Origin of the sequence: Corallococcus praedator, from assembly GCF_003612125.1 — a bacterium.
Classification (GTDB): Bacteria; Myxococcota; Myxococcia; order Myxococcales; family Myxococcaceae; genus Corallococcus; species Corallococcus praedator.
Map to the genome: position 1 here is coordinate 1 of NZ_RAWI01000009.1, position 22,817 is coordinate 22,817.

Annotated in this window: 17 protein-coding genes and 1 tRNA gene; 9 read left to right on the forward strand and 9 right to left on the reverse strand. The window is 66.6% G+C overall.

The window, feature by feature from the left end; all coding sequences use genetic code 11:
* On the reverse strand, positions 1-4,925 hold a 4,925-nt coding region (locus D7Y13_RS02205), incomplete at its 3' end, for a non-ribosomal peptide synthetase (protein WP_147452418.1).
* 287 nt (positions 4,926-5,212) lie between these two features.
* Between D7Y13_RS02205 and D7Y13_RS02210 the strand changes: the two genes are divergently transcribed.
* The gene (locus tag D7Y13_RS02210; protein WP_233595220.1) at positions 5,213-6,805 is read left to right on the forward strand and encodes an MBL fold metallo-hydrolase; all 1,593 of its coding nucleotides are present in this window, start codon (positions 5,213-5,215) and stop codon (positions 6,803-6,805) included.
* 478 nt (positions 6,806-7,283) lie between these two features.
* Here the strand turns inward: D7Y13_RS02210 and D7Y13_RS02215 are convergent, their stop codons facing one another.
* The 3 genes from D7Y13_RS02215 to D7Y13_RS02225 form a co-directional block, all read right to left on the reverse strand.
* A complete protein-coding gene (locus D7Y13_RS02215; RefSeq protein WP_120581883.1) occupies positions 7,284-8,147 on the reverse strand; it encodes a GGDEF domain-containing protein in 864 nt (287 codons plus the stop codon).
* Between the two features lie 94 nt (positions 8,148-8,241).
* A complete protein-coding gene (locus D7Y13_RS02220; protein ID WP_244222307.1) occupies positions 8,242-9,135 on the reverse strand; it encodes a DUF2381 family protein in 894 nt (297 codons plus the stop codon).
* A 45-nt stretch (positions 9,136-9,180) separates the two neighbouring features.
* Complete coding sequence (locus D7Y13_RS02225; RefSeq protein WP_120581885.1) at positions 9,181-11,163, reverse strand: serine/threonine protein kinase; 1,983 nt, start codon at positions 11,161-11,163, stop codon at positions 9,181-9,183.
* Positions 11,164-11,400: 237 nt separating this feature from the next.
* On the opposite strand from D7Y13_RS02225, the gene D7Y13_RS02230 reads away from it, so the two are divergent.
* Both D7Y13_RS02230 and D7Y13_RS02235 read left to right on the forward strand, forming a co-directional pair.
* The gene (locus D7Y13_RS02230) at positions 11,401-11,652 is read left to right on the forward strand and encodes a helix-turn-helix domain-containing protein (RefSeq protein WP_233595221.1); all 252 of its coding nucleotides are present in this window, start codon (positions 11,401-11,403) and stop codon (positions 11,650-11,652) included.
* A gap of 134 nt (positions 11,653-11,786) precedes the next feature.
* The gene (locus tag D7Y13_RS02235) at positions 11,787-12,146 is read left to right on the forward strand and encodes a helix-turn-helix domain-containing protein (RefSeq protein WP_120581886.1); all 360 of its coding nucleotides are present in this window, start codon (positions 11,787-11,789) and stop codon (positions 12,144-12,146) included.
* Positions 12,147-12,204: 58 nt separating this feature from the next.
* On the opposite strand, the gene D7Y13_RS02240 is transcribed toward D7Y13_RS02235, so the two are convergent.
* Positions 12,205-13,374 (reverse strand): serine/threonine-protein kinase, encoded by a 1,170-nt coding sequence (locus D7Y13_RS02240; RefSeq protein WP_120581887.1) that lies wholly within the window; start codon positions 13,372-13,374, stop codon positions 12,205-12,207.
* Between the two features lie 385 nt (positions 13,375-13,759).
* On the opposite strand from D7Y13_RS02240, the gene D7Y13_RS02250 reads away from it, so the two are divergent.
* From D7Y13_RS02250 to D7Y13_RS02265, 4 genes are all read left to right on the forward strand, one after another.
* A tRNA-Leu gene (locus tag D7Y13_RS02250) sits at positions 13,760-13,845 on the forward strand.
* Positions 13,846-14,209: 364 nt separating this feature from the next.
* Positions 14,210-15,064 carry a hypothetical protein gene (locus D7Y13_RS02255; RefSeq protein ID WP_120581889.1) on the forward strand — a complete coding sequence of 285 codons (855 nt, stop codon included), beginning with the start codon at positions 14,210-14,212 and terminating at the stop codon, positions 15,062-15,064.
* 322 nt (positions 15,065-15,386) lie between these two features.
* Positions 15,387-16,115 (forward strand): DUF6310 domain-containing protein, encoded by a 729-nt coding sequence (locus tag D7Y13_RS02260; protein WP_341870391.1) that lies wholly within the window; start codon positions 15,387-15,389, stop codon positions 16,113-16,115.
* Position 16,116: 1 nt separating this feature from the next.
* On the forward strand, positions 16,117-16,875 hold the full coding sequence (locus D7Y13_RS02265) for a DUF5953 family protein (RefSeq protein ID WP_120581890.1): 759 nt from the start codon (positions 16,117-16,119) through the stop codon (positions 16,873-16,875).
* A 6-nt stretch (positions 16,876-16,881) separates the two neighbouring features.
* Here the strand turns inward: D7Y13_RS02265 and D7Y13_RS02270 are convergent, their stop codons facing one another.
* Complete coding sequence (locus D7Y13_RS02270) at positions 16,882-18,132, reverse strand: glycosyltransferase (RefSeq protein WP_158626144.1); 1,251 nt, start codon at positions 18,130-18,132, stop codon at positions 16,882-16,884.
* 164 nt (positions 18,133-18,296) lie between these two features.
* On the opposite strand from D7Y13_RS02270, the gene D7Y13_RS02275 reads away from it, so the two are divergent.
* The gene (locus D7Y13_RS02275) at positions 18,297-19,316 is read left to right on the forward strand and encodes a glycosyltransferase family 2 protein (protein ID WP_120581892.1); all 1,020 of its coding nucleotides are present in this window, start codon (positions 18,297-18,299) and stop codon (positions 19,314-19,316) included.
* Positions 19,317-19,353: 37 nt separating this feature from the next.
* Here D7Y13_RS02275 and D7Y13_RS02280 read toward each other — a convergent pair whose 3' ends face one another.
* A complete protein-coding gene (locus tag D7Y13_RS02280; protein ID WP_120536724.1) occupies positions 19,354-19,641 on the reverse strand; it encodes a hypothetical protein in 288 nt (95 codons plus the stop codon).
* Between the two features lie 298 nt (positions 19,642-19,939).
* Here D7Y13_RS02280 and D7Y13_RS02285 point away from each other — a divergent pair, with 298 nt between their 5' ends.
* Positions 19,940-20,185 (forward strand): hypothetical protein, encoded by a 246-nt coding sequence (locus D7Y13_RS02285; protein WP_233595222.1) that lies wholly within the window; start codon positions 19,940-19,942, stop codon positions 20,183-20,185.
* Between the two features lie 50 nt (positions 20,186-20,235).
* Here D7Y13_RS02285 and D7Y13_RS02290 read toward each other — a convergent pair whose 3' ends face one another.
* The gene (locus D7Y13_RS02290) at positions 20,236-21,648 is read right to left on the reverse strand and encodes a hypothetical protein (RefSeq protein ID WP_147444130.1); all 1,413 of its coding nucleotides are present in this window, start codon (positions 21,646-21,648) and stop codon (positions 20,236-20,238) included.
* Positions 21,649-21,807: 159 nt separating this feature from the next.
* Entirely contained in the window at positions 21,808-22,782 is a 975-nt protein-coding gene (locus D7Y13_RS02295) for an NADP-dependent oxidoreductase (protein ID WP_199732641.1), read from the reverse strand.
* Between the last annotated feature and the right edge of the window lie 35 nt (positions 22,783-22,817).

Below are 22,817 nucleotides of genomic sequence, written 5' to 3' on the forward strand. Positions count from 1 at the left end.
AGGGCCTTGCGGTCGAGCTTGGCGTTGGCGGTGAGGGGGAGCGCCGCGAGGTGAAGGAAGGCGGCGGGCAGCATGTAGTCCGGCAGCCGCGAGGCGAGGAAGGAGCGAAGGGCCTCGGTGGAGGGCGGGGCGTCGGAGGTGAAGTAGGCGACGAGGCGCTTGAGGCCCGGAGAGTCCTCACGGGCGATGACAACGGCCTCGCGCACGTCGGGGTGGGCGAGGAGGGCGGATTCGACTTCAGCGATTTCAACGCGGAAGCCGCGCACCTTCACCTGGGAGTCGAGGCGGCCGAGGAAGTCGAGGGTGCCGTCGAGGCGGTGCCGGGCCAAATCGCCGGTGCGGTACATGCGAGCGCCGGGCGAGGAGGCGAAGGGATTGGGGAGGAAGCGCTCGGCGGAAAGAGAGGGATTGGCGAGGTAGCCGCGCGCGAGGCCGTCACCGGCGAGGAAGACTTCGCCTGGGAGGCCGGGAGGGACGGGCTGGAGGTAGGCGTCGAGGAGGAAGAGCTGGGTATTGGCGAGAGGCCTGCCAATGGGGACGGAGGGCCCGACGGAAGCGGGGGGCGAGGCCGTCCAGGTGGAGGCGAAGAGGGTGGACTCGGTGGGCCCGTAGCAGGCGGTGACGGGGATGCGCAGGGCGTCGAGAGCGCGCTGGAAGTGGGCGGAGGAGACGACGTCGCCGCCGGTGAGCAGCTGGCGCAGGTGGCGCAGGCCGTCGAGGTGGGAGTCGATGACTTGAGAGAAGAGGCCGGCGGTGAGGTGGAGGGTGGAGACGCGGTGGTGGTTGAGGACGCGGACCAGCTCCGGGACGTCACTGGGAGAGTGGGGCGGGAAGACGACGAGGCGGGAGCCGTTGAGGAGGGGGCCCCAGACTTCGAGGGTGGAGGCGTCGAAGGAGATGGGGGCGATGAGGAGGAAGGACTCGCCGGGGCCGAGGCGTGCGTAGTCGACACCGCGCACGGTGCGAAGGACGGCGCGGTGGGTGGTGCCGACGGGCTTGGGGCGGCCCGTGGAGCCGGAGGTGAAGTCGATATAGGCGAGGTGCTCCGGGTGAATACCGACGCGGAGCGGTGCCTCGGACTGAAGCGGAAGCGTTGGGGCTACGTCCTCGATGAGGAGCACTTCAATGCCTTCGGTGGGCAGTGAAGGCAGCAGCTCTCGGGAGGTGAGGAGGAGCTGGGGCGGGACGTCCTCCAGCATGAAGGCGAGGCGCTGGCGGGGGTAGGACGCGTCGAGAGGAAGGTAGGCGCCGCCGGCCTTGAGGATGGCGACGAGGGAGACGACGAGCTCCAGGGAGCGCTCCAGGCAGAGCGCCACGGGCGAGTCGGGGCCGACGCCGCGCTGCACCAGCACCCGCGAGAGCTGGTTGGAGAGCGCGTCGAGCTGGCGGTACGTCAATCGCTGCTCACCGAATTCGACGGCGATGGCGTCTGGGAAGAGGGCGACCTGGGCGGCGAAGACTTCGGGGATGGAGGCGTCGCTGGGGTAGGGCCGCGCGGTGTCGTTCCACTCCACGAGGACGCGGTGCTTGTCCTCGGCGGAGAGCAATGACAACTCACCGATGGGAGCCTCGGGACGGGCGACGACGGACTCCAGCAACGTCAGCAGGTGGCCGGAGAGGCGCTGGACGGTGGAGGCTTCGAAGAGGTCGGTGCTGAATTCGAAGGCGCCGACGAAGCCGTCCGGGGTGCGAGTCAGGGACAGGCCAAGGTCGAACTTGGAAGTGGCGGAGTGCAGCTCCAGGGGGTGGACGACGAGGCCCGGCAGCGCCAGCTGGGGAAGGGCGTCGGGCTGGAGGGTGAACATCACCTGGAAGAGGGGCGTGCGGCCCAAATCCCGCTCCGGCTGGAGGGCTTCGACGAGCTTCTCGAAGGGGACGTCCTGGTGGGCGAAGGCGCCAAGGGCGGAGTGCTTCACCCGGGCCAGGTGGGAGAGGAAGGAAGGGTTGCCGGAGAAGCGGGCGCGGTGGACGAGGGTGTTGACGAAGAAGCCGATGAGGCCTTCGAGGGAGGAGCGGTTGCGGCCCGCGATGGGGGCGCCGACGCAGAAGTCGTCCTGGGCGCTGTAGCGGTGAAGCAGCAGCTGGAAGGAAGCCAGCAGCGTCATGAAGGGCGTGACGCCTTCACGAAGGCTGAGGGCTTCAACGGCCTGGGCCAGGGCCCGGGGTACGTGGACGCGAAGGCTCGAGCCGCGGAAGGACTGGACGGAGGGGCGGGGGAAGTCGGTGGGAAGCGAGAGGGATTGGGGCGCGCCCTCCAATTCCTGACGCCACCACGAGAGCTGTGCCTCCAGCGCTTCACCGCGCAAGGCCTGACGCTGCCACGCGGCGAAGTCCGCATACTGAATTGGCAGGGCCGGCAGCGGAGACTTGAGGCCCTGCGCGAACGTCGCGTACAGCGCCGACACCTCCCGGATCATCACCCCCATCGACGCGCCGTCGAAGACGATGTGATGCACGGTCACCACCAGCACATCGCCCCGCGACGCGTTCCGCAGCAGCACGGCCCGCAGCAGCGGTCCCCGTTCGAGGTTGAAGGGATCGCGAGCCGCCGCTTCGGCCTGACGGAGCAGGTCGGCTTCGGAGCCCTCCACCTCCACCACGGACAAGGTGAAGGCGCCTTCCGGTGAGATGATCTGGGTCGGCCCGCCGTCGGACACGACGAACGTGGTGCGCAGCGCTTCGTGGCGACGAAGGACCTCCTCGAAGGCACGCTCCAGCGCCGCGACGTTGAGCCACCCTTCGAGCCGAAGCGCTACCGCCAGGTTGTAGAGCGAACTGCTCGGATCCAACTGGTCCAGGAACCACAGTCGCTGCTGCGCGAACGACAGCGCCAGGGCCTCCGTGCGAGCCACGGGGAGCAGCGGGGGAAGCCCGGCCTCGCGCCGCGTCCGCACCAGGGCGGTCAGCTCCCGAAGGCTCGGTCCCCGCAGCAGGGCTTCCAGCGGAAGCACGGCGCCCCATCCCTGCTCGATGTCGTTCGCCAGCTCCGCGGCCCCCAACGAATCCAATCCCAGCCGGGTGATGGGCTCCTCCGCGTCCACCTGCTCCGGCCGCACGTGGGCCCGTGCCGCCAGCCGCGCCCGCAGCCAGGACTCCACAGCATCGCCCTGCGCGACCGGAACCGCGTCGGGCTCGGACGCTTCGGGCACGGGGTCCGTCCCCGCGTCGTCGGCCTCCCGCCAGACCCGCACCGAGGGCAGCTCGCCCGCGAGGAACGCCGAGCGCGACGCCCGCCGCTGCACCTTGCCACTGGAAGTCTTCGGCAGCGCGCCCGCTTCCAGCAGGACGAGCGCATGGGGCCGCACCTCATGCCGTTCCGCCAACCGCTGCCGCAACTGGCCCATGAGTTCGTCCAGATCCCCGTGCTTGCGCGCATCCACCTCCTGCGCGACGACGAGCCGTTCCTCGCCGTCCACGTCGACGGCGAACGCGGCGCCACAACCCGGCCGGAGCGCCGGGTGGGTCTGCTCGACGGTGAGCTCCAGGTCCTGCGGGTAGTGGTTGCGTCCCCGGAGGATGATCAGGTCCTTGCGGCGGCCGGTGACGAACAGCTCGCCGTCCAGCAGCACGCCCAGGTCGCCGGTGCGCAGGAACGTCCGCGTATCCTCCCCCGCGAGCCGCGCCCCGAACGTCTGGGCCGTCTCTTCCGGACGCTCCCAGTACCCCTGCGCGATGCTCGGGCCCGCGACCCAGATTTCACCCACCGCGCCGGGCTCAAGGCGCGACCGGGTCTCCGGATCAACGATCACGATCTCCTGATCAGGCAGCGAACCGCCGGACCCGACGAAGGTCCGCGCGCCCGGGGCACCCTCCGCGGCGGGGACCGCGCGATGCTGCTCCAGCGCCGCCGTCTCCAGCGAACGGAGCACGGGCACGGCGCTCTTCGCCCCACCGGAGACGATGAGCGTGCCCTCCGCGAGTCCGTAGCAGGGATAGAACGCCTCACGACGGAACCCGCTGGGCGCGAACGCCTCCGCGAACCGGTCCAACGTCTCCGCGCGGATGGGCTCCGCGCCGCAGAACGCGACCTCCCAGCGGCTCAGGTCCAGCGTGCTGCGGAGCTCCGGGGCAATCTTCCGCACGCAGAGGTCGAACGCGAAGTTCGGACCGCCGCTGATGGTGCCCCCGAAGCGAGACACCGCCTCCAGCCAGCGCAGCGGCTGACGCAAGAACGTGAGCGGCGACATCAGCGCCGTGTGGAAGCCCTGGTAGAGCGGCTCCAGGATGCCGCCGATGAGGCCCATGTCGTGGTACGGCGGCAGCCAGATGACGCCCGTGCTGTCCGGACGCGTCTGGAACGCCCGGGAGATCGACGCCAGGTTGTGCAGCAGGTTGCCGTGACTCAGTCGCACGCCCTTCGGAGCGCCCGTGGAGCCCGACGTGTACTGGAGGAACGCGAGGCTGTCGGTCCCCACGACAGGCGGCCTCCAGGCCCCCGCGGCCTCCGGCGGCAGCGCGTCCGTCGCCATCCAGTGCAGGGCGCGCAACTCCGGCGCCTGCTCGAAGAGGAACTCGCCCATCGACGCGATGAAGTCGGTGGTGAGCACCACCTCCGCGCGCGCATCCTCGATGATGGCTCGCAACCGGGGAACGGTCCGCTCCAGCCGCGTGGGATCGGGAGGATAGGCGGGCACCGCGACGAGCCCGGCGTAGAGGCAGCCAAAGAAGCCCGCGATGTACTCCGGGCCGGGCGGGTAGAGCAGCAACGCGCGTGTTCCGGGCGCCACCCTTTGCTGCAATGCAGCACCAATCTGACGCGCCCGGACGTCGAGCGCGCCGTATGTCAGCGTCGCCTCGTCCTCGCCCGCTTCCCCCAGGAACGTGTACAGCCGCTGATCCGCCCTCTCCGCCGCAGCCTGTCTCAGGAGTTCAACGAGCGAAGAAGCAGCGGATCCAGGGGGGAGAAGCGTGTTCTTGGAGTGCATCAGCAACCCGGTTGCAAATTGAAAAGCTGGAGCTGGCCATGCTCGGATTAGCCAGTGAGACGGGCACTCTATGACTCAACGGAGATGCTGTAACAAGCGCGCATGATCAGGGGCATCACGTCTGGCGCGTCTTGCATTTGTTGCAGTTCCTGGTGAGCATGCCGGCCGCCTCGGCTTCACGACTGCGACTGCCAGTGCGTGTGGAGTTTTCCACTCGCCCGCTCTTGCTCGGTGTGCGGACGACGGGGCCCCTGCCGGGTAAGGCCCGGAAGCCGAGGAGGTTCGTGGTGAGTGTGGATCGACAGGTCTTCTTGAAGCGGAACGTGGTGCTCGATCCGCTGTTCAACCATTGGTACGCGTGGACGCACCTCATCTCGCCGGCGACGGCGGCGTTGAACGTGGCGAACCACGTGAAGATCATGAAGTCCTTCCTCGCGAACCCGGAGGTTCACGAGGACGCGGCGAAGGATCCGCAGATGATGGGCGGCCCGTTCCTGGACTGTCCCGTGGATCAGTCGGACCGGGTGGCCGCGCTGCTGGAGCGCACGCTCGTCACGCAGGCGAAACCGCTGGAGCTGGTGGAGGCCCTGAAGGGGCTGGACGCGCTCCTGGCGAAGGAAGGGCAGGGGCTGTCGCTGGAGTCGCTCTATGCCCGCGTCCCCGCGCCCCTGAGGGGCTACGTGGAGCTCTTCTACGATCAGGAGAACCGCCCCACCTTCCGCCTCTTCGAAGCGCTGCTGTACCGCAGCCCCTTCTACAACCGCGGGGCCCAGGCCCTGGAGCTGTTCGAGTCCGGCGCGGATGGCCGTCCCTTCATGCTGAGCACGCCCCGGCTGGAGGACCCCACGCGCCTGCACGTGTCCCTCACGCTGGACAGTCCGGCCATTGACGCGCTGGTGCGGGCGAAGTGGACGGCGACGTCACTGGGGACGCTGCGCGATTCGCTTCACCTCACCGCTGCGCAGGTGCCGCTCCTGGACGCGCTGGTGACGGACACGTGTGAGAGCCGCGTGTCGGAGCCCTACCGAGGCGAACAGGTGCGCGTGCGCTACTTCGGCCACGCGTGCGTGTTGATGGAGGCGGGCGGCGTCAGCGTCATCACCGATCCCATCATCAGCTACGACGACGCGGGGGGCATCGACCGGTATTCGTTCTCTGACCTGCCGGAGACGCTGGACTACGTGCTCATCACGCACAACCACCAGGACCACGCGCAGATTGAAACCCTGCTCCACCTGCGTCACCGGGTGAAGACGGTGCTGGTGCCTCGCAACGACAGCGGCAGCCTGTTGGACCCCTCCCTGAAGCTGACGCTGGAGCACCTGGGGTTCCGGAACGTGGTGGCGGTGGACGACCTGCAGACGCTCGACATCCCGGGGGGCAGCATCATGGCCCTGCCGTTCCTGGGTGAGCATGGCGACCTGCTGATCCGCGCCAAGACGGGCTACATCGTCAGCATGGGGGGCCGCAGCGTGTTGTTCGCGGCGGACTCGCGCAACATGGAGCCGGAGATCTACGCGCACGTCCATCGCTGGGTGGGCGACGTGGACATGATGTTCGTGGGGATGGAGTGCGAGGGCGCGCCGGGAAGCTGGGTGTATGGGCCCCTGATGCTGCGTCCCCTCACGCGCAAGATGGACCAGGCGCGGCGGCTCAATGGCTCCGGCTTCGAGCAGGCGGCATCCCTGGTGAAGCAGTTCAATCCGCGTTCGGTCTGGGTCTACGCCATGGCCCAGGAGCCCTGGCTGCGGCACGTGCTCGGGCTGGCGTACACCCCGGAGTCGATCCAGATCATCGAGTCCGACCGTCTGGTCAAGCACTGCCGCGAGCGTGAACTGCCCTGCGAGCGACTCTATGGCAGGAGTGAGATGTTTCTGTAGCCGCGCGGTGCCACTGCGGGTGAACGCGTCGTTCTCCGGGGGGGCGTGCTCGCGCTGGTGGCGCTGATCCCCTTCAGGTAGGGTTCAGCGTTGTTGGCGCACGAGTGGCGGAATTGGCAGACGCAGCGGACTTAAAATCATCAAGCGCCTTCGGGGGTTTGCGCGTCCCCTCGAAGAGGCCCTGGTTCGCGTCCGCTGGAGTCCGGTGGCGTCCACCCGCCGTGGGTACGGAGTGGGTACCGATACGGGCATTCTCCATGTGCCGTTTGTAGGTCCTGCACCTGATAGTGACTTCAGATCGCGGAGCTTTCCAAATTGCTTGGGGGACTGATTCTCGTCCTCGTCCGCGCATGCGTTCCTGCCCAAGCCCAACTGCTGCGTTGGCTGCGCGCTTTCATCGGCGCGCGATCAGCACAACCCAGGGAATGTGGAGGGAAACCATGACTATAGAGTTCGGTTCGACTCCTGTAGACAGCGGTCATTCATTAGGTGTCGCGGCAATAACCGTCGCCTCACCGTCCTCAACCGCTAGGGTTGACGGTCGCCCAGGACGGCGAGAGAGAGCCTTTGCTCGATACTGTGCCGCCTCTACACGACTGAGGAGAGCACCAGGATCGGTCTTGGAACTTGTGGCCGCTACAATGCCACACGATGCGCTGAGGGGGCGATCAGCGTCGGAAACCCGGATGGTCTCGCGCTGGAGTTGCTGAAGTACACCCTGGAGCGTGCGAGTTGCCGCATCAATGGATACGGAGCGCATGATCAGGGTGACCTCATCGCCGCCTTCGCCACGATAAGCATCCCAGCCAGTATCAAGACGGCTGACGATGACTTGCAGGTACGCCCGTATGGCAGCATCGCCAATCGCGTGGTTCTTCGCATCGTCGTTGATAGCTTTGAGCCCATTCATATCGAGCAAGGCTACGCAGACAGGGGATTCCGCCGAGGCATGGAGTAGCGCGACGGAAATATCCCGCTCAAGGTACTTTCTCGCGATTGCGAGCCCCGTCGGATCTCGATCTCGCCCGGTTTGAATAGTCTCTTCGAGTTCCGCGCGCCGAACGCGTCCTTTGTGGGTGATGCCAAGTACGACCTTTCGGCCCGCGAGGACACTCCCTATATCACGCAGCCGATTGACCTCTGCCTCTTGAACCGCGTGGAGCGCGTGTCCATCAAAAGCGTAATGGCCGACATCGTTCACGAGTACAGATTGGAGCAGATGCACGACCATTTGGCTCTCGACCGAATCATCTGTTGTGGGCGTGTACACAATCCGGTCACCGGCCTGTTCCAGCATGGTGAGGAACTTCAATTCACGAAGCCGAGCGTCCTGGATGGGCATAGTGTGCTTCTACACGAGGGGAGCGCTCTACGGAATACTGCTCGTGTTGCCACTTCTGCTCGTGAAGTAGCTCGTCATGCGATGCGAACTGCCCCTACGGGAACGTCACGCCGGAGAGCGTGATCGTGCGGAGCCCGCCCGAGCCCCACAGCTTGAGGGTGAACGGCCCCAACGCAGCGTCCGGCGTTGCTTCCGCTTCAACTACGACGCGGCCGGACGGATAGCGAGAGATGGGGGCCTTCTGCCAGAGCGTCAGAATTTTCAGGGGTGCGCCCGTCCTGCTCACCAGCGATGCACCTTCCGCCGTCCAGGGGTGCTCGGCGTCCGGGTTCTCCAACTGCACCGCCACGGCCACTCGGACAGGGGCGCGATAGCTCCATGCCCGCAGTGTCCGGAGGGCATTGCTGGGATGCTGACGGACCTCCGTGTTGACGAGGAGGCGCTTCGCATCGACGCCCTCCTCACCTTCAATGACGCCGTTGGCCAGGAGGCCCGCGATGCCGCCCGGTCCCTTCTGCTCCGCCCTCAGCCTCGCGTTCTCCTCCTGGAACTGCTGGGTCTCCGCCCGGGCCTCCTTAGCCTCCTGCTGGTAGGACTCCGCCGTGCGCGGCTGGCGCCACACCTCGACGACACGCTCGGTGCGAGCGGGGTGGGCGACGAGCACGAAGGCCGCACCGAGGGGAACCGAACCGTCCTGGAAGCGTACCGTCAGCCGCAGGCGCTCGCCGGGCAGGATCTGCTCCGAGGGCACCAGCCGGAGCGTGCTTCGCCCGAGGTCCACGAGCGAGAAGCGCTTTTCACCTTCGAGCACGACCTTCGCCGGGTCGAGGGCGGAGTCGAACTCGAACGTGGTGGACATGCGCGGGCTTATCTGGACCTCGGGCGTCGGCGTCGCCTCGGTGCTCTCGGTCGGGATCTCGATGTGACGTACCCCGAGACCCGAGGCCATGGGATGGGGTTGGGCGGTCGCGGCTCCAGACGCGAGCATGACCACCAATAGAAAGGCGATGGGCGACGCGGGCACGTCCGGTCCTCACTCGAAGCGGCGCACGGCCTTCAAATCCAGGGTGGAGTAGACGAAGGCAGCGCCGGAATCACTGGTGAACCCTCTCTTTTGGAGTCCAATACGGCCGCCCTCGTCGTCAACGAACTGCACGCAGACGGGGATGCGCTCATTCTTGGGAGTACGCGCCTCGGTGAGCCGTCCGTAGACCCGCTCCGGGCCGACGAGGAGCTGCCCGGAGAACAGGGTCCCCGGCGGCATGCGTCCCCAATCATCCACCATGCGAACCGTGGTCGTGCCCTCGCGGACCTTGATGTTTCTGGCGTCTTGGGGACGCAGGTCGAAGGTGGCTGTAGGCTTCTCTCGGGTGAAAAGGCCAAGTTCTTCCATGGCCTCAACGGCCCCTGGAGGGCAGTCCTCCGGAGGGGGCGTCGGGCGCACCTGGGGGCCAGGGCAGGCCATCGCCATGCAGGCCGCGACGCCCAGGCCGAGCGCCTTGCCAACGGCTCCGCCCCGGAGGCGCTGCGGCTCTGGCTCGGGGAACATGCCGGTGTTCTTCTTCATCTTCACGGAAGCCTTCTCCTGGGAGAACGTCGCGGGAATGGCGACGGCCGCAAGGGTGGGTGCGCCATCGCGCGCGGCTGCGGCCGCGTGAGCTTCCAGTGGCAGCCAGGGTGCCGCCACTTCCTGGTCGGGAGCCCAGGGCGCGAGGTCGAACCCGGGAGATGCGGGTGGTGAGTCCACGGCCACATCGAGATGAGGCTCCAGTCCGTGACGTGCGGCCAGATCAGGGGAGGGCCGCAGGTCGCGCTCGATCACCAGCGCGCACACATTCAAGACCACGAGCAGGCCGATCCAGGTCGCCACTCGAAGGGCATTGAAGTGACCGGCTCGTGCCTGGGGCGTCGCGTGCGGCGGGGCAGGGCGAGCGGGAAGTGGAGGTGGCAGCTCGGCCTGAATGGCCGCTGCGCTTGACTCCGGATCGTGCGCGGCATCTTCCGTTGGCGGACGTGGCCCCCGGCGAGGACGGGCCTTGCGCTTCTTCAGCCACTGCACCAACTCGTCTTCGCCCGCGTGCGGCACCTCCGCGATCGTCGTAGCGGTGTCCGGGCCATAGGCGTCGCATAGCTTCACGTCCCAGAACTCGTCCGCCTGGGCCAGCAGGGCCTCCAGCTCCGCGCATAGCGCTTCGGCGTCCGAATGGCGCTCCTCGGGCTCCTTGGCCAGAAGGCGCATGCACACGGCACTCAGGGCCTCGGGGACGCGCGGGTTGAGCACATGGGGCGGTTTGGGGGCGCGGTTGAGGACGGCCTCCACCCCCTCGGCCTCATCCGGCAGGAAGGGCTGCTTGCCCGTCAGGAGCCAATAGATCACGACGCCCAGCGCGTACAGGTCGTCCGAGGGGCGGGGTTGGTACGAGCGGCCGGGCTCGTCTCCGTGCTCCTGCTGGAAGCGCCAGGCCTCGGGGGCGCGGTACTCCGGAGTGCCCGGTGGCAGCACGCCGCCGGTGATGCGGGGGGCGCTCTCGTACCCGCCCGCGCCGAAGTCCACCACCACCGCCTCTCCATCCGAGGCGCGGACGACGATGTTGCTCTCTTTCAAATCCCGATGCACCACCTTCGCTCGGTGTGCCGCGCCCAGTCCCCGTGCCACGCCGAGCATCTGGAGCAGGACTTCACGGCCCGAGGGGTTCTCCTCCCGGGCCCACACGTCCAGGCGGCGTCCCTCCACGAAGTCCATGACGATGAAGAAGGAATGGGGAGATTCATCCGGCCACTGCCCGTGCCCACGGATGCGCACCAGATTGGAATGCTTCAGCCGCAGGAGGATGGCCACCTCGCGCTCCGCCCACTCGGCCAGTCCCCAAAGCGGAATGAGTTTGAGCGCGTAGCTCCGTCCTCCGCGCCGCGTGCGGTACACAGCACCGAAGCCTCCAGCCCCCAGCTTCGCCTCGACCGTGTGCCCGCCGATATCCGTGCCCAAGGGCACGACGGGATGCCGACGGTGGCTCAAGAGGCGTCTCCTGTGGAGGTGCGCTCGGTGCTCCTGGACATGACCTCGACCTTCATCGCTGGTGCCAGAGTACGAGAGGGCCCGCCTCTCGACGGTCAGCGGAACTCGTGCGAGTTCCATCCGTCCAGGAGTGCATGGGAAGGATAAACCCAAAGCGGATACTCGAAGTATACCCAATGACCCCTATGCTGGGGTTGCCGTCCATGCGGCATCTTCCTCTTTCCCCCAGGTTCGCCCATGCCCGCGAAGCTCTCTGAACGGATTGGAACCCACGTCCGTGCCGCCCGGCATCGTGCGGGCCTCACGCAGGCCCAGGTGGCCCAGGCCATCCACGTACCGGCGCTGGTGTTCAGCCGTCTGGAGCGGGGCCGGTTGCTGCCCAGCGTTCCCACGTTGGTGGCGCTCGGTGGGGTCCTTCGTGTCTCTGTCGACTTCATCCTGAGCGGCAAGGCCTTGAAGGTCCACGCACCCGACGGGGCTGGCCAGTAGGTGTGGTGCCGTGCGCGTGCGTGGCGCCAGTCGCGCATCGACACGGCCGCCAGGATGCGGCAGGAAGGGGGCGCTGCGGTGCGGCCCCCCGGCCGCGCCAGACCTGGTTCTCGCGGTTCCTGGTACCCCGACACATGAACGAAGCGCTGGCGAGCATCATTGGAGGCGCGGCCCGAGAGGCCCGGACGCACCTTGGGCTCACGCAGGCGGAGGTGGCCGAGAAGCTGGGCCTCGCGCACATGGTCTACAGCCGCCTGGAGCGCGGGAAGATGCTGCCCAGCGTCCAGACCCTGTTGCGGATGTGCTCCGTGCTGCGCATCTCCTCGGACGAGTTGCTGGGGAACGTGAGCCCGGAGGAGGCCTCGAAAGCGGCCAGGAGTGAGCGAGGGCAGGTCGGGACGCCAAAGTTGCGCCAGCTCACGGGGCTCGCGCGCAAGATGGACGAGGACCAGCTCGACGCCCTCGTGACGGTGGCCCAGGTGTTGTTGCGTTGAAACGACGCGGACCCGCCTCTGGGCCCGCGTGCTTCAACGGAGGCGTGAGCGCCTGGGCTCACTTCGTGTCGGGCGAAGGTGTCACCACGTCGTCGGCGTCCAGGCCCTCGGGGAAGAAGCCTTCCTCGTCCAGCTCCACGCGGTCGCGCAGGACGGACGCCTCCGACAGCAGCCGTGCCAGCTCCTCGCTGGCCTCCTGTCGCTCGAAGCGTGGGGACTCCACCGCGAGTGCCCCCCGAAGCGCGTCGCGCATCTGGGCGGCCGTGGCGTAGCGCTCGGAGGGTTTGCGTTGGAGGGCCTTGTGCAGGATAGCCTTGAGCATGTCCGGGAGCCCCGCCACCGCGCGTTCCACGTCCTCGGGGCCGTAGCGGTTGACGAGCGCCATCATCTGCGTGAAGGGCACCGAGGGCAGCTCCTCCGTCATCACGCCCGGGATTGAAACAGGGGCCGTCGCGTCCTCCATGTCGAAGAGATGCTTGTTCGTCAGCATCTCCAACAAGACGAGGCCTAGCGAAAAGATGTCGGACCGGCCATCCATCGGCTTCCGGTGCAGGTACTCGGGCGAGGCGTATGCCACGTCGCCCTTGAGCAGGAGGTCCGGCGTTTCCTCCCGGCCCACCATGCGCGAGTAGGCGGCACCGAAGTGCGTCACCTTCGCTTCACCGCTCCTCGCCACGCGGATGTTCCGAGGGGCCACGTCGCGGTGAATGATGCCCAGCGGTCGGTGCTCCTCGTCCTTCAGCGTGTGCGCATGGTGGAGGGCGTCGGCCACCTCGGCGGCGATGTAGAGGGCGAAGGGCGCGGAGAGCGGTTTCTCCCGCATCGTGGCGAGGCTGATGAGGGTGTCCAGCGAAGGTCCGTCCACGTGCTCCGCGATGATGTGTGGCGAGTCGGAGTGGATCTTCAGGTGATGGACCTGGGCAATGGCGGGGTGGTGCAGGCGGAAGGCGAGCTGGACCTCCTCGATGAGCCGCTGGCACCGCTCGAACGTCGCCGGGTTGCGCAGGCGCTTGATGGTGACCCAACCGGCGAGGCCATGGGGCAGGTGACGCTCAGCCAGGAGCACCACCTCCCCGTTGCTCCGGCGGTCCAACACGCGGATGGTTTCGTACCGGGTGGTCTCCACCGTGAACCGGATCCGGGGATGCGCACGATCCAGTTCGGAAGAGATCTCTGGTGTCGCGTCCCCGCTCAGCGGGTCGTCGGTCGGCGTTCTGTCTTCGGTCATGTTTGACCTCCAGGAAGAACAAGGGCCGTGCATCAGGACAGTGGCCCGGGATTACCCCGCTCCTTGGCGTGACCTTGGCTTCGGAAGCCCTGGATCTTGCAAATAAAGGTCTACTATCAATAAACCCATCAGGTATTTCAAGTGGCCCATGCCGATGGGCCGGTCGAATGGGTGCATCCCCACCTGGGCCTTTGGGTCTGAATCTTGTGCGACGCAGGGGCTGAGCGAAGAGTTCCCACTAGGCGAGGGCCTGACCCTCGAGCACTCTCTGGGCGCAGCGCGGGTTCAGTTGCTCGGGAGGACTGGCTCCTTCGAGGTTCTGACCACGCTTTTCCAGGAGAGTGCGAAGCCGCTATAGGTGAGGTAGGGTCGTGGAGTCGTCGGCGCACGAGTGGCGGAATTGGCAGACGCAGCGGACTTAAAATCCGCTGACTCGCAAGGGTCGTCCGGGTTCGATCCCCGGCTCGTGCACTTCTTCGGTCAGTAGAGGCCCACGGCCTGCCTCTCGATGAGTCGGTGCTGGCGGCCAACGTGCACGACACGCACGGCACGGGTCACTCCCAGCCCCGTGCTGCGCGCCGTCACCGCACGACGCGCAGCATGAGACCCATCGAGAATCGTGCTCCGTCGCTGAGAGCTTTCCAGGGCCCCGCCGTGGCGTCGCTCTCGGTCCATGCCCCTGGTCCTTGACACCCATGCGCGCTTTCTGAAGATCGGCCGTCGCTCATCGCCTCCAGTTCGCGACGCAAACGAGAGTTCGATCCTCGTTCAAGCCGCGGAGGAGCTCCGGACTTCTCGTCGACCGTCCTCGCCTCACGTGGCAGGCTCATCGTTCATGGGAACGTGGCTGAACGTGGCCTTCATCCAGTGTGCGGATATCGCCCGGGTAGAGAGAGAACTCTCACGCTTGTTGGTGGAGGAGGGGCGGCAATTGATGACACCCAAGCCGCGCACCCGGGAACGGCATGACCGCATGCAGTACGGGCTCGGTGACGAGGTGCAGCGCTGGGGCCTGGCGGGTTTTCGCGGAGCTCCCGGGTGGACCGTCCTGCGCACCGCCCCCTTCGAACTCCTGATGCAGGGAACCCCGCCGCTGCTCGCACGCCTCTCCTCGCGCCTGGGCGTGCCCGCCTTTCAGTACAACATCTATGACAGCACCCCAGAGTTCCTGATGGAGGTGGATGCTGGTGGGCGCGTCGAACTCTCGGGGTTCGTGGGTCAGGATTTAACACGCTATTGGAACAGCGAACCGCCGATGGATCGTTTGGAGACACAATTTCGCATCATCGATCCATCAGCAGTGGCCGCATGGGCAGAGTCGGCAATGCCGGAGGCGCGTGTTACCGGATGGCTCTATCCCTCCCGTGCCAACTCCCCTCTGACGGACTTCGACAAACTTCGTGAGTCACAGCGGGCGGATCTCGTGCGATGGCTCGGCCAGCTAGGCACCCGAATCGACCCCGAGAGCCATGAGTGGTGCGTACATCCCGCGCACATCGTTCGCCGGCTCGCTCAGTTTGGCAGCGCGTTTCTTCCCGCTGAAGGGTGCGTGGAGCCAGCCATCCAGACCGTGTTTGGCGGACCGAACGCCAGACACTGTGACAACCTCTTTCTCGTGGAGACGCTCATCCCGCATGCACCCATGCCCGTCGATGGGTTCGTGTTGTACGCGGAAACGAGCAGCAAGTAGGCATGGGCGCTTCATGTTCACGTCCCACCGCGCCCCGGTACGTTCCGGGTATCCCAGCGATTCTCGGATGCTGGCATGCTCCACATGCGGCCAGCATTGCCTCGCAACTCGCTGGCTCGGCTGAAAGGACGTGACCATGCGACTCCGCGCCTGCGCCGCACTCCTACTTTTCCTTTCGGCGTGCGCCACGCCGGCACCGAGCCCAAGAGAGCGCGCGCCCCGGAATCCGAGGATCGCCAACCTCCAGCGAGCGGCGAAGCTGCCGTGGGCTGACGGGGGACGGTGTGTCGTCCGTGAGGCTTCCCAGCCTTGGCCCGTGCTGATGGAGAAGTGCTATCGGACCCTCGACCATGATCGGATCGAATTACACGACACCACGGGGAGATGCACTGTCGCTTCAGCGGATGCCGCAGCCGTGGGACTCGGGTTCTGCGTGCTGGCGGCTCCTGAAATTGCCGTGGGAGCCGTGATCGTGCTTGGTGTGGTGGTGGTCGGCGTCGCCATCAAAGAAGCACTGGATGCATATGAACTCCGTCACGCCTACCCCGAGGAAGCAGGAACCTCACAAGGAACGAAGGTGTCATCCCGGCAAACTGACGCCCAACGCGAGCCCAAGCTGAAGCCCGAACCAGCGGGGCAGGACTGGTTTCCCCCGGTGCCGCCCGAGTCACCGGAGCGCGAGCGCCCTCCCGAGTGCAGGCCCGTCCCGGTGCGACATTTGGGCGGCAACGATCCACACAACGAATGCGCTGACAAGATTCCCAACAACAGCTTCCCTGGCTGGGATGTGCTCGTCAATGGGAAGAACTTCGACGGACTGGTGCTCACCACTCGCACGCTGTGGGATGTCAAGACGGATGACTTTGAAAGACAGCCGCTACGCTCTCAAAGGTTCTTTGTCAGGATGAAGCTGCCTGAGCTGAGGCGCGAAGCCAAGCTCGCAAGGGACTGCGGGTACAACTTCGTCATTGGCGTGCGAAGCGCCGCGCATAAAGCTGTGCTGTTCGATGAAGACCCCACCCTGAAAGTTGTTGTCATGGATTGGTGTTGAAATGACGTCCGCTCATAGAACCCTCATCATTATCGCCCACGCGACTGCGCTCAAGGACAATGACGACCGACCGACCGCGGTTGTCCATGCGATGGAACGTGCGCTGCCCGGCTTGCGCTTGGGGTGGACGACGTCGGAAAAGGAAGACCTCATCGCATTGCCTCAACGCGACGAGTGGGTCGCGGCCAACATGACAAACGGAGGGTTTCCGTTCCTCTGCAACGATGATGATAATCATCTCGTGACGGTTGCCGGATTGGAAAACCCAAGCGGTCTTGCCGCAGGGAGCCCGCCGCATTTTGAAATCCATGCGGACCTGCCATTAGACGCAGTCGGCATCGCGGGGGCTGTCGATGTGCTTGCAGGTGTAGCGGAGGGCGCTCGCGCGGTATGGGGGCATGCGACGCCGAGCGGTTATGGTGGGATCGTGGCGCAACAGTTCCGCCAGCCCGGCGATGAGCTGCACGTTCGGCCCCATGGGCTGCCGTCGCTCAAGCTCCCATGGGACAGGTCCACGCCTGAGATTCCGCACTTTCTCGGGTGGCTGAACTACTGGTCGGCCGCTGCTGCGCAGGCCATTGGGTTCCCGGACCCGACCCGTGACACGGACCTGCTTTCACGGGCGCGGCGCACGGCATCAGGGGGATGGGTCGTGCAGCTCACCGACGCGCCGCTCGACCTGGACAACCCCGCTCACCTGGATGCACTCAAGCGTGCCTACGAACGCTTTCCGGAGATCGGTGGACGCGCAGAGCCTTGACCTCAATCAATGGGTTTGGACGCGCAGCAGCGGGGCAGCAGCGCGTCCGTGGGCTGGGAGCAGCGCTTCCACCGTCTCCGCGCCTCGCCCTGAGTCATCGGCATCAACAAAGACCTGTTGCAGGGCCTGGACGCGGGCGCGGTAGATGGGATTGCCTAGCACTTCGTCAATCTGGGCGCCCACCTGCTCCGTCGTGGCCTGGCGGATGTCGCCACGCAATCCAATCCCATGGTGGACGATGCGCGCGGCGTTGCCCGGCTGATCGAACACGAGCGGATAGGCAATCATGGGAACCCCCATGCTGATGCATTCCTTCACGCTGTTGAGCCCGCCATGGGTAATCATCAGCGACGCGCGCTTCAGCGCGGTGAGCTGCGGCACCCAATCCACCACCGTGACATTTTCAGGAAGCGGGCCGAAGGCTTCGGTTCCTATCTCCTTCCCCACGGCCATGAGCAGTCGCAAATGGGGTCTGCGGGCGAAGGCGTCAATGACGGATTTGAAGAAGGCCTGGTGCCCACGCACCCGGTTGCCATGGCTGCCCAGCGAACACAGGACGAGCGGGGCCTCACCCGAGGCGAGCTCCGGAGGGAGCGCAGGTTCATCGCGGTCCCGATCGACACAGGGCCCCAGGTAGTGGAGGCCCCCGGAAGCGCGGCGGAAGTCGAACTCGGGAACGCACGTCACCAGGGTGGGAATCCGCAGGTGGGGGCCGGCCTGCAGGTGGGTGTGGAAGTCACCCGGCGGCGCCTCCGGATGGCGGTCGTAGAAAGCCCGGACGTGCGCACGCATCTTCCCCAGGACGCCCATGAACGTGCGCAGGTACAGCCACTTCCAGGCGAAGGCAATCTGGAGCCCGGAAGCGATGCTGCCTGTCGGGATGTGATGCGAGGTCAGCGGAGGCACCGCGGCGTCGCGGTTCAGGGCGAAGTTGGTGCAGATCTGGAAGGCAGGGATGCCCAGCTTGGATGCGGCGAGGATCGGCAGGGGATAGCTTGCGTCCACGAGCAGCAGGTCCGCGCCGCTGTCGCGCAGGCGTGACTCGAAAGAGGCGCCGAAGAGGACCTCTGTGATCCGCAGCTCGTGACGGCGGAGGAACTCGTCGATGGTCTGCTTGCGAGCGGGCGGGGGGAGCTTCGGATCTTCAATCCGCGAAAACACCTCCGCCTGGTAACCCCTGGGAAACACGTCCTCGAGCATCGGCGTGAAGGGCCAGGGCCGCGAGTGCAGGAACGGCTCTGCGTCCGGCGGAGCCATGTATCCGATCTCATGCCCCCGGGCTTCAAGCTGCTTCGCGAGGCCAAAGGTTGCATGGATGTGGCCGGCTTCCGGGAGCGGCAGAAACAGGATTCTCGCCATGGTCCCGCAGACTAACAGAGTGTTATGCAGGGGAGGGTCGGAAGAAGAGGAGCCTTCGTACGATGAAGCCATCTGTCTCTGTCATCATCCCTGCGTACAACGTGGAGGCGTATCTCGGCGCCGCCATCGACTCCGTGTTGGCGCAGACCCGGCGGGACATCGAGCTCATCATCGTCGATGACGGGTCGACGGACCGGACCGTGGAGGTCGCCGAGCGTTATCAGGACCCACGGATCCGCGTCTTCAAGAACGAGCGGAACGCCGGCGCTTCCCAGAGCAGGAACGTGGCGATCGGGCACGCGCGAGGCGAATGGGTCGCCATCCTCGACTCCGACGACTGGTGGGCGGAGACCCGGCTGGAGCGCCTGCTCACGCTCGCGGAGGCTCATGGGGCGGACATCGTCGGTGACGACATCCAGCTCGTCAAAATGGGGGAGCTGGATGCCCAGGCGACCTTCTTCCAGGTGCACGCACACCGCCTGGGAGTGATTGACAAGCCATTCGAGCTATCAGCGCTGAGGATGGTGGTGGATGATTACGGCGTCCTCAAGCCGATCTTCCGCAAGTCATTCCTGGAGGAGAAAGGCCTTCGCTACAATCCAGCCTTCAAGACGGGGGAGGATTTCGATTTCCTGCTCAGGGCCCTGCTTGCCTCCGCCAGGATGGTCGTCTCAAACGAAGCCCTGTATTACTACAGGGCCCGGGGTGGTTCCCTCGTCGCGGACCCGGTGAAGTGCCTGGCTGGAATCCTGGAGATGGCGGACGCGCTGCTCCGCACGGTGGACGGTCGGACGCATGCGGAGGTTGTCCGTGCGCTCGAAGGCTTCCGTGCCTGGAAGCATGACGAATGGGAGAATGCGAGGTTCCGGGTTCCCATCCGTCACGGCCACCTGCTCCAGTGCCTCGCGCTGGCGCGGGAGAATCCCGCGCAGCTGCCGCGGTATGCGCGTTTGACGGCGGAGCGGGTTGTCTTGCTGGTGCTCCTGCCCGTTCTGTCCTGCATCCGGTTCTTGCAGTCCGGTCGGCGTCAACGGAGGGCGCTCCCGGCCCCTGGAACCAGCGGGAGCGCTCCGGCGAGTTGATTCCCCGGGCAAGACAGCCGCCTGTCCAAGCCGTGAATCAGGGAACGACGGCGGCGCAGTCGGTTGCGCAGGAGAAGGTCGCGGACGTGCAGGCCCGGTCCGTGAGGCAGGCATCGCAGACGTCTGCCTTCCGCTTGTAGTCCTCGTCGTCCGCCGCGTTGTCGCGGCAGCGGCTCTCACAGGCGGACGTGTCGTAGTTGCTGTCGTAACAGGAAGCGTACTTGTCGCAGATGGCGTTGCAGTCGAGCGCGGCGTCCACGCCGCAGCCGGCCATCCCCGTCAAAGCCATTGCCGCAACCAGCAGGTTCTTGAGGTGCTTGCGCATTGTTGCTCCTGTGGAGAGGGACCCGGAAAGGCGGTCGCGTCTTCGCGACGCAAGACCGGCTTCCAGGCGAAAGGGAACTCGCGCTCGTGGTGCGAAGTGGCGTCTCTTGAACGCTTCCCTTTTGTGTGCCGGAAAATAGGAACGAACTGCCCACTGTCAAGCGGTCCCCACCCCGAAATCACTGGGACGGTTCAAGGGTGGGGAGCGTGCGTGGGAGTTCCTGGTTACGCTCTCGTCCATGATGGGTCCGCGACCAAGGACTTGTGCGGCCTGCCGGCGTGTCCTGGCGGCCCACGAGGTGTACTACCGCTTCAGCCTCGTGCTCGAAGGGGAGCAGGACGTGCTCGACCCTCCGGATGAAGTGGACGGCGGCCGTGGGGATGCGCTCGCCGAACTCGTCCAGCGGCTGGAGGCGGGGCCCGAGGACCCCAGCGAGCTGGAGGCCCAGGTGCACTGGGAGCGCTCCGGGGTGGCCTGCGCCGAGTGCCGCACCGTGGCGGTGCGGATGCTGACCCCCGACTCCGAGGACGCTGGGCCGCATTGAGGGCCCGCCCGGCCGGCTTCCTGGGACTCCCGCCGGGCCGCGCCCCCGTGTTACGGCTTCATCACCCCGGCGTCCTTCAACAACGCCACCATGTCACGGGCCTTGTCGTTGCCCTTCGCCTCCAGCTCCCGCAGCTGCTGTCCCAGCTTCGGCGTGTAGGCGTCCAGGAGCGCGCGTCGCAGCGCCTCCTGGTCGAAGCCCCAGTTCTCCAGCGCCTTGGGCAGGAACTTCGACGCCCTCGGGTCCTTCAGGCGCACCAGCGCCGCGGTGGCGGCCGCCGCGGAATCAGGGCAACGCTGCGCAATCCCATAGGCGGTCTCCGCCGCCTGCTTCGTTCCCTGATAGCCCAGCAATGACATCTCGTTCTCGCCAATCTTGCTGCGGCAGAACAGCACCCGGTCGAGGGCGGCCCGGGCGTCCGGATTGCCCTGCCGCAGCGCGGCCTCCAGTTCATCCCGGTTCAAGATGCCCCGGTCCTCCTTCCAGGTCACCTTCACCGGCACGGTGTGGCCGGCGTTCACCAGCTTCGCCGCCGTGTGGTTGCGCCTGAGCTCCGGATAGTGTTTCAGGTCGCGCCCCGCCCGTTCGCCCGCGGCCCTTCTCAGGGCCCAGTCCTTCTGCAGACTCGTGGCCAGGGGAAGCACCAGGGAATCAAGGTACGTTCCTCGCGCGACCAGCGCATCGTAGGCCGCCAGGGCGCACGCCGGACTCAGCGAGACCTCCTCGCCGTTCGCGCGCTTCGCCTCCAACTCGAACCTTTCGTTGGAGGAGGACCAGCCGCCAGCCGTGGCCATTCCTTTTTCCAGCTCGTCCACCAGCGTCGGCGCCAGCTCGGCGGGCTCCACGCACCGCAGGGGTTCCCGGACGTCCTCGGCAAGTTCCGCCAGGTGCTTCTCCTCGATGCGCATCGCATCGAGCGAGGGATCGCCGCGCTTCTCCGCCGAGCGGGTGAAGCAGGTCGCGATCGCACTCGCCCACAGGCGCAGCTCCGGGTCCGATTCCTTTCGCATCGCCGCAAGGGCTTGCGCCTGGGCTTCCGGCAGCCTCGCCGTGGAGAGCAGCGCCAGGGCCCGGTCGAACGGATCCTCCGATGTCTGGGCTTTCCTGCGCAGCGCTTCGTCCTTCATCAACAGACGTCCCGCGAGCTCCGCCGCCTTGCCAGGAAGCCTGGGCCCGTTCGAGCGCATCGGTGACATGGAGCGGAACTGGGGGGCACCCATACAGAAGGGAACCGGGCCCGCGGCGGCCACCACCTGGTCCCTGCCTCCGACCCGGGCCATCTTCGTCAGGACGCCGTAGGCGGTGGTGCCTCCCTGCAGCAGGCTGGCCTCCGCTTCCGCCAGCACCGCCGGGGGCGAGCCGTCCAAGGCGAAGGCGGCCTTCCACATCGCGGCTTCATCTTGAGCGGGCGTCGGTGCTCCCGCGAGCGCGAGCGCCGTGAACAGGGCGGGCAGATGCAGCATGGTTCACCTCGGGTTTGAGAACAGGTGAACCAGTTTCGCCTGGATTGCGGTGACACGCTTGATTCTGGCGTGTCGGGGGCTCGCGGACTTCGCGAGGGAAGGGCATCCGCCCCCGGCGCTGGCCTCGCGCGCCGTGCACCGGGGGCGTGGGGCGCCGCGTCAGTGGATCCGCAGCGCGTACTTGCCCAGGTGGTGTTTGAGCACCTCCTGCTGGGCCTTGGCGGCCTCCTCCATCGCGTAGATGCGTCCGATCTCCAGATGGAAGGGGCCCGCTTCGATGAGCTGGTTCATCTTCTTCAGCAGCTCCGGGCTGGGGATGCCGTCGTAGGCGGTGGCCTGGACGCCCTCGGGTGCCTTCGGCGCGGGCTCCACGCCGTTCGGCCAGGCGATGCGCCCGCCCTTGCGGACGTGCTGGAGGGCCGCTTCGGCGATGTCTCCCGGTGCCAGGACCAGCGCCGCGTCGAGCCCGTCCGGGGCGAACTCGCGGCAGGCCGCGGCCACGTCACCCTTTCGGCCGTCCACGACCGCTTCCGCGCCGAGCCGCCGGGCCAGCTCCACCCCGTCTTCTCCCGACGCGACCGCCAGCACCTTCACGCCCTGCCTCCGGGCGAACTGCAGCGCGAGGTGCCCGATGCCGCCGCTGGCTCCGAAGATGAGCAGGCGTTGGCCGGGCTGGATTTGGAGAAGCTCCTCCAGGCCCCGGAGCGCGGTGATGCCATCCGCCCCGAGCGCCGCCGCCTGTTCCACCTTCAGTCCCTTGGGGATCCGCGCGGCCTGGCTGGCCTTCACGGCGGTGAACTGCGCGTAGAAGCCGCCCTTGGGGCTTCCGAGCGCGAAGCCGAAGACGCGGTCTCCGACCTTGAGGTCCTTCACGGCCTTGCCTGCCGCGACCACCTCTCCGGCGCCGTCGGTGCCGGGCACGTAGGGGAATTTCGGCTCGCCTCCAATCAACTCCACCATCTGACCTTCGCGCTCCATGAAGTCCCACGCGCCAATCCCAGCGACCTCGACGCGGATGAGGACTTCATCGTCGCCGCAGGTGGGAACGGGCACGGTCTTGATGCCGAGGACCTCGGGGCCGCCAAAGCGGTCGAGCGCCGCGGCCTTCATCGTGTCGGGAATGGACGTGGCCATGCTGTGACTCCTTCTCCGGGAAAAGTCCGGTTCCC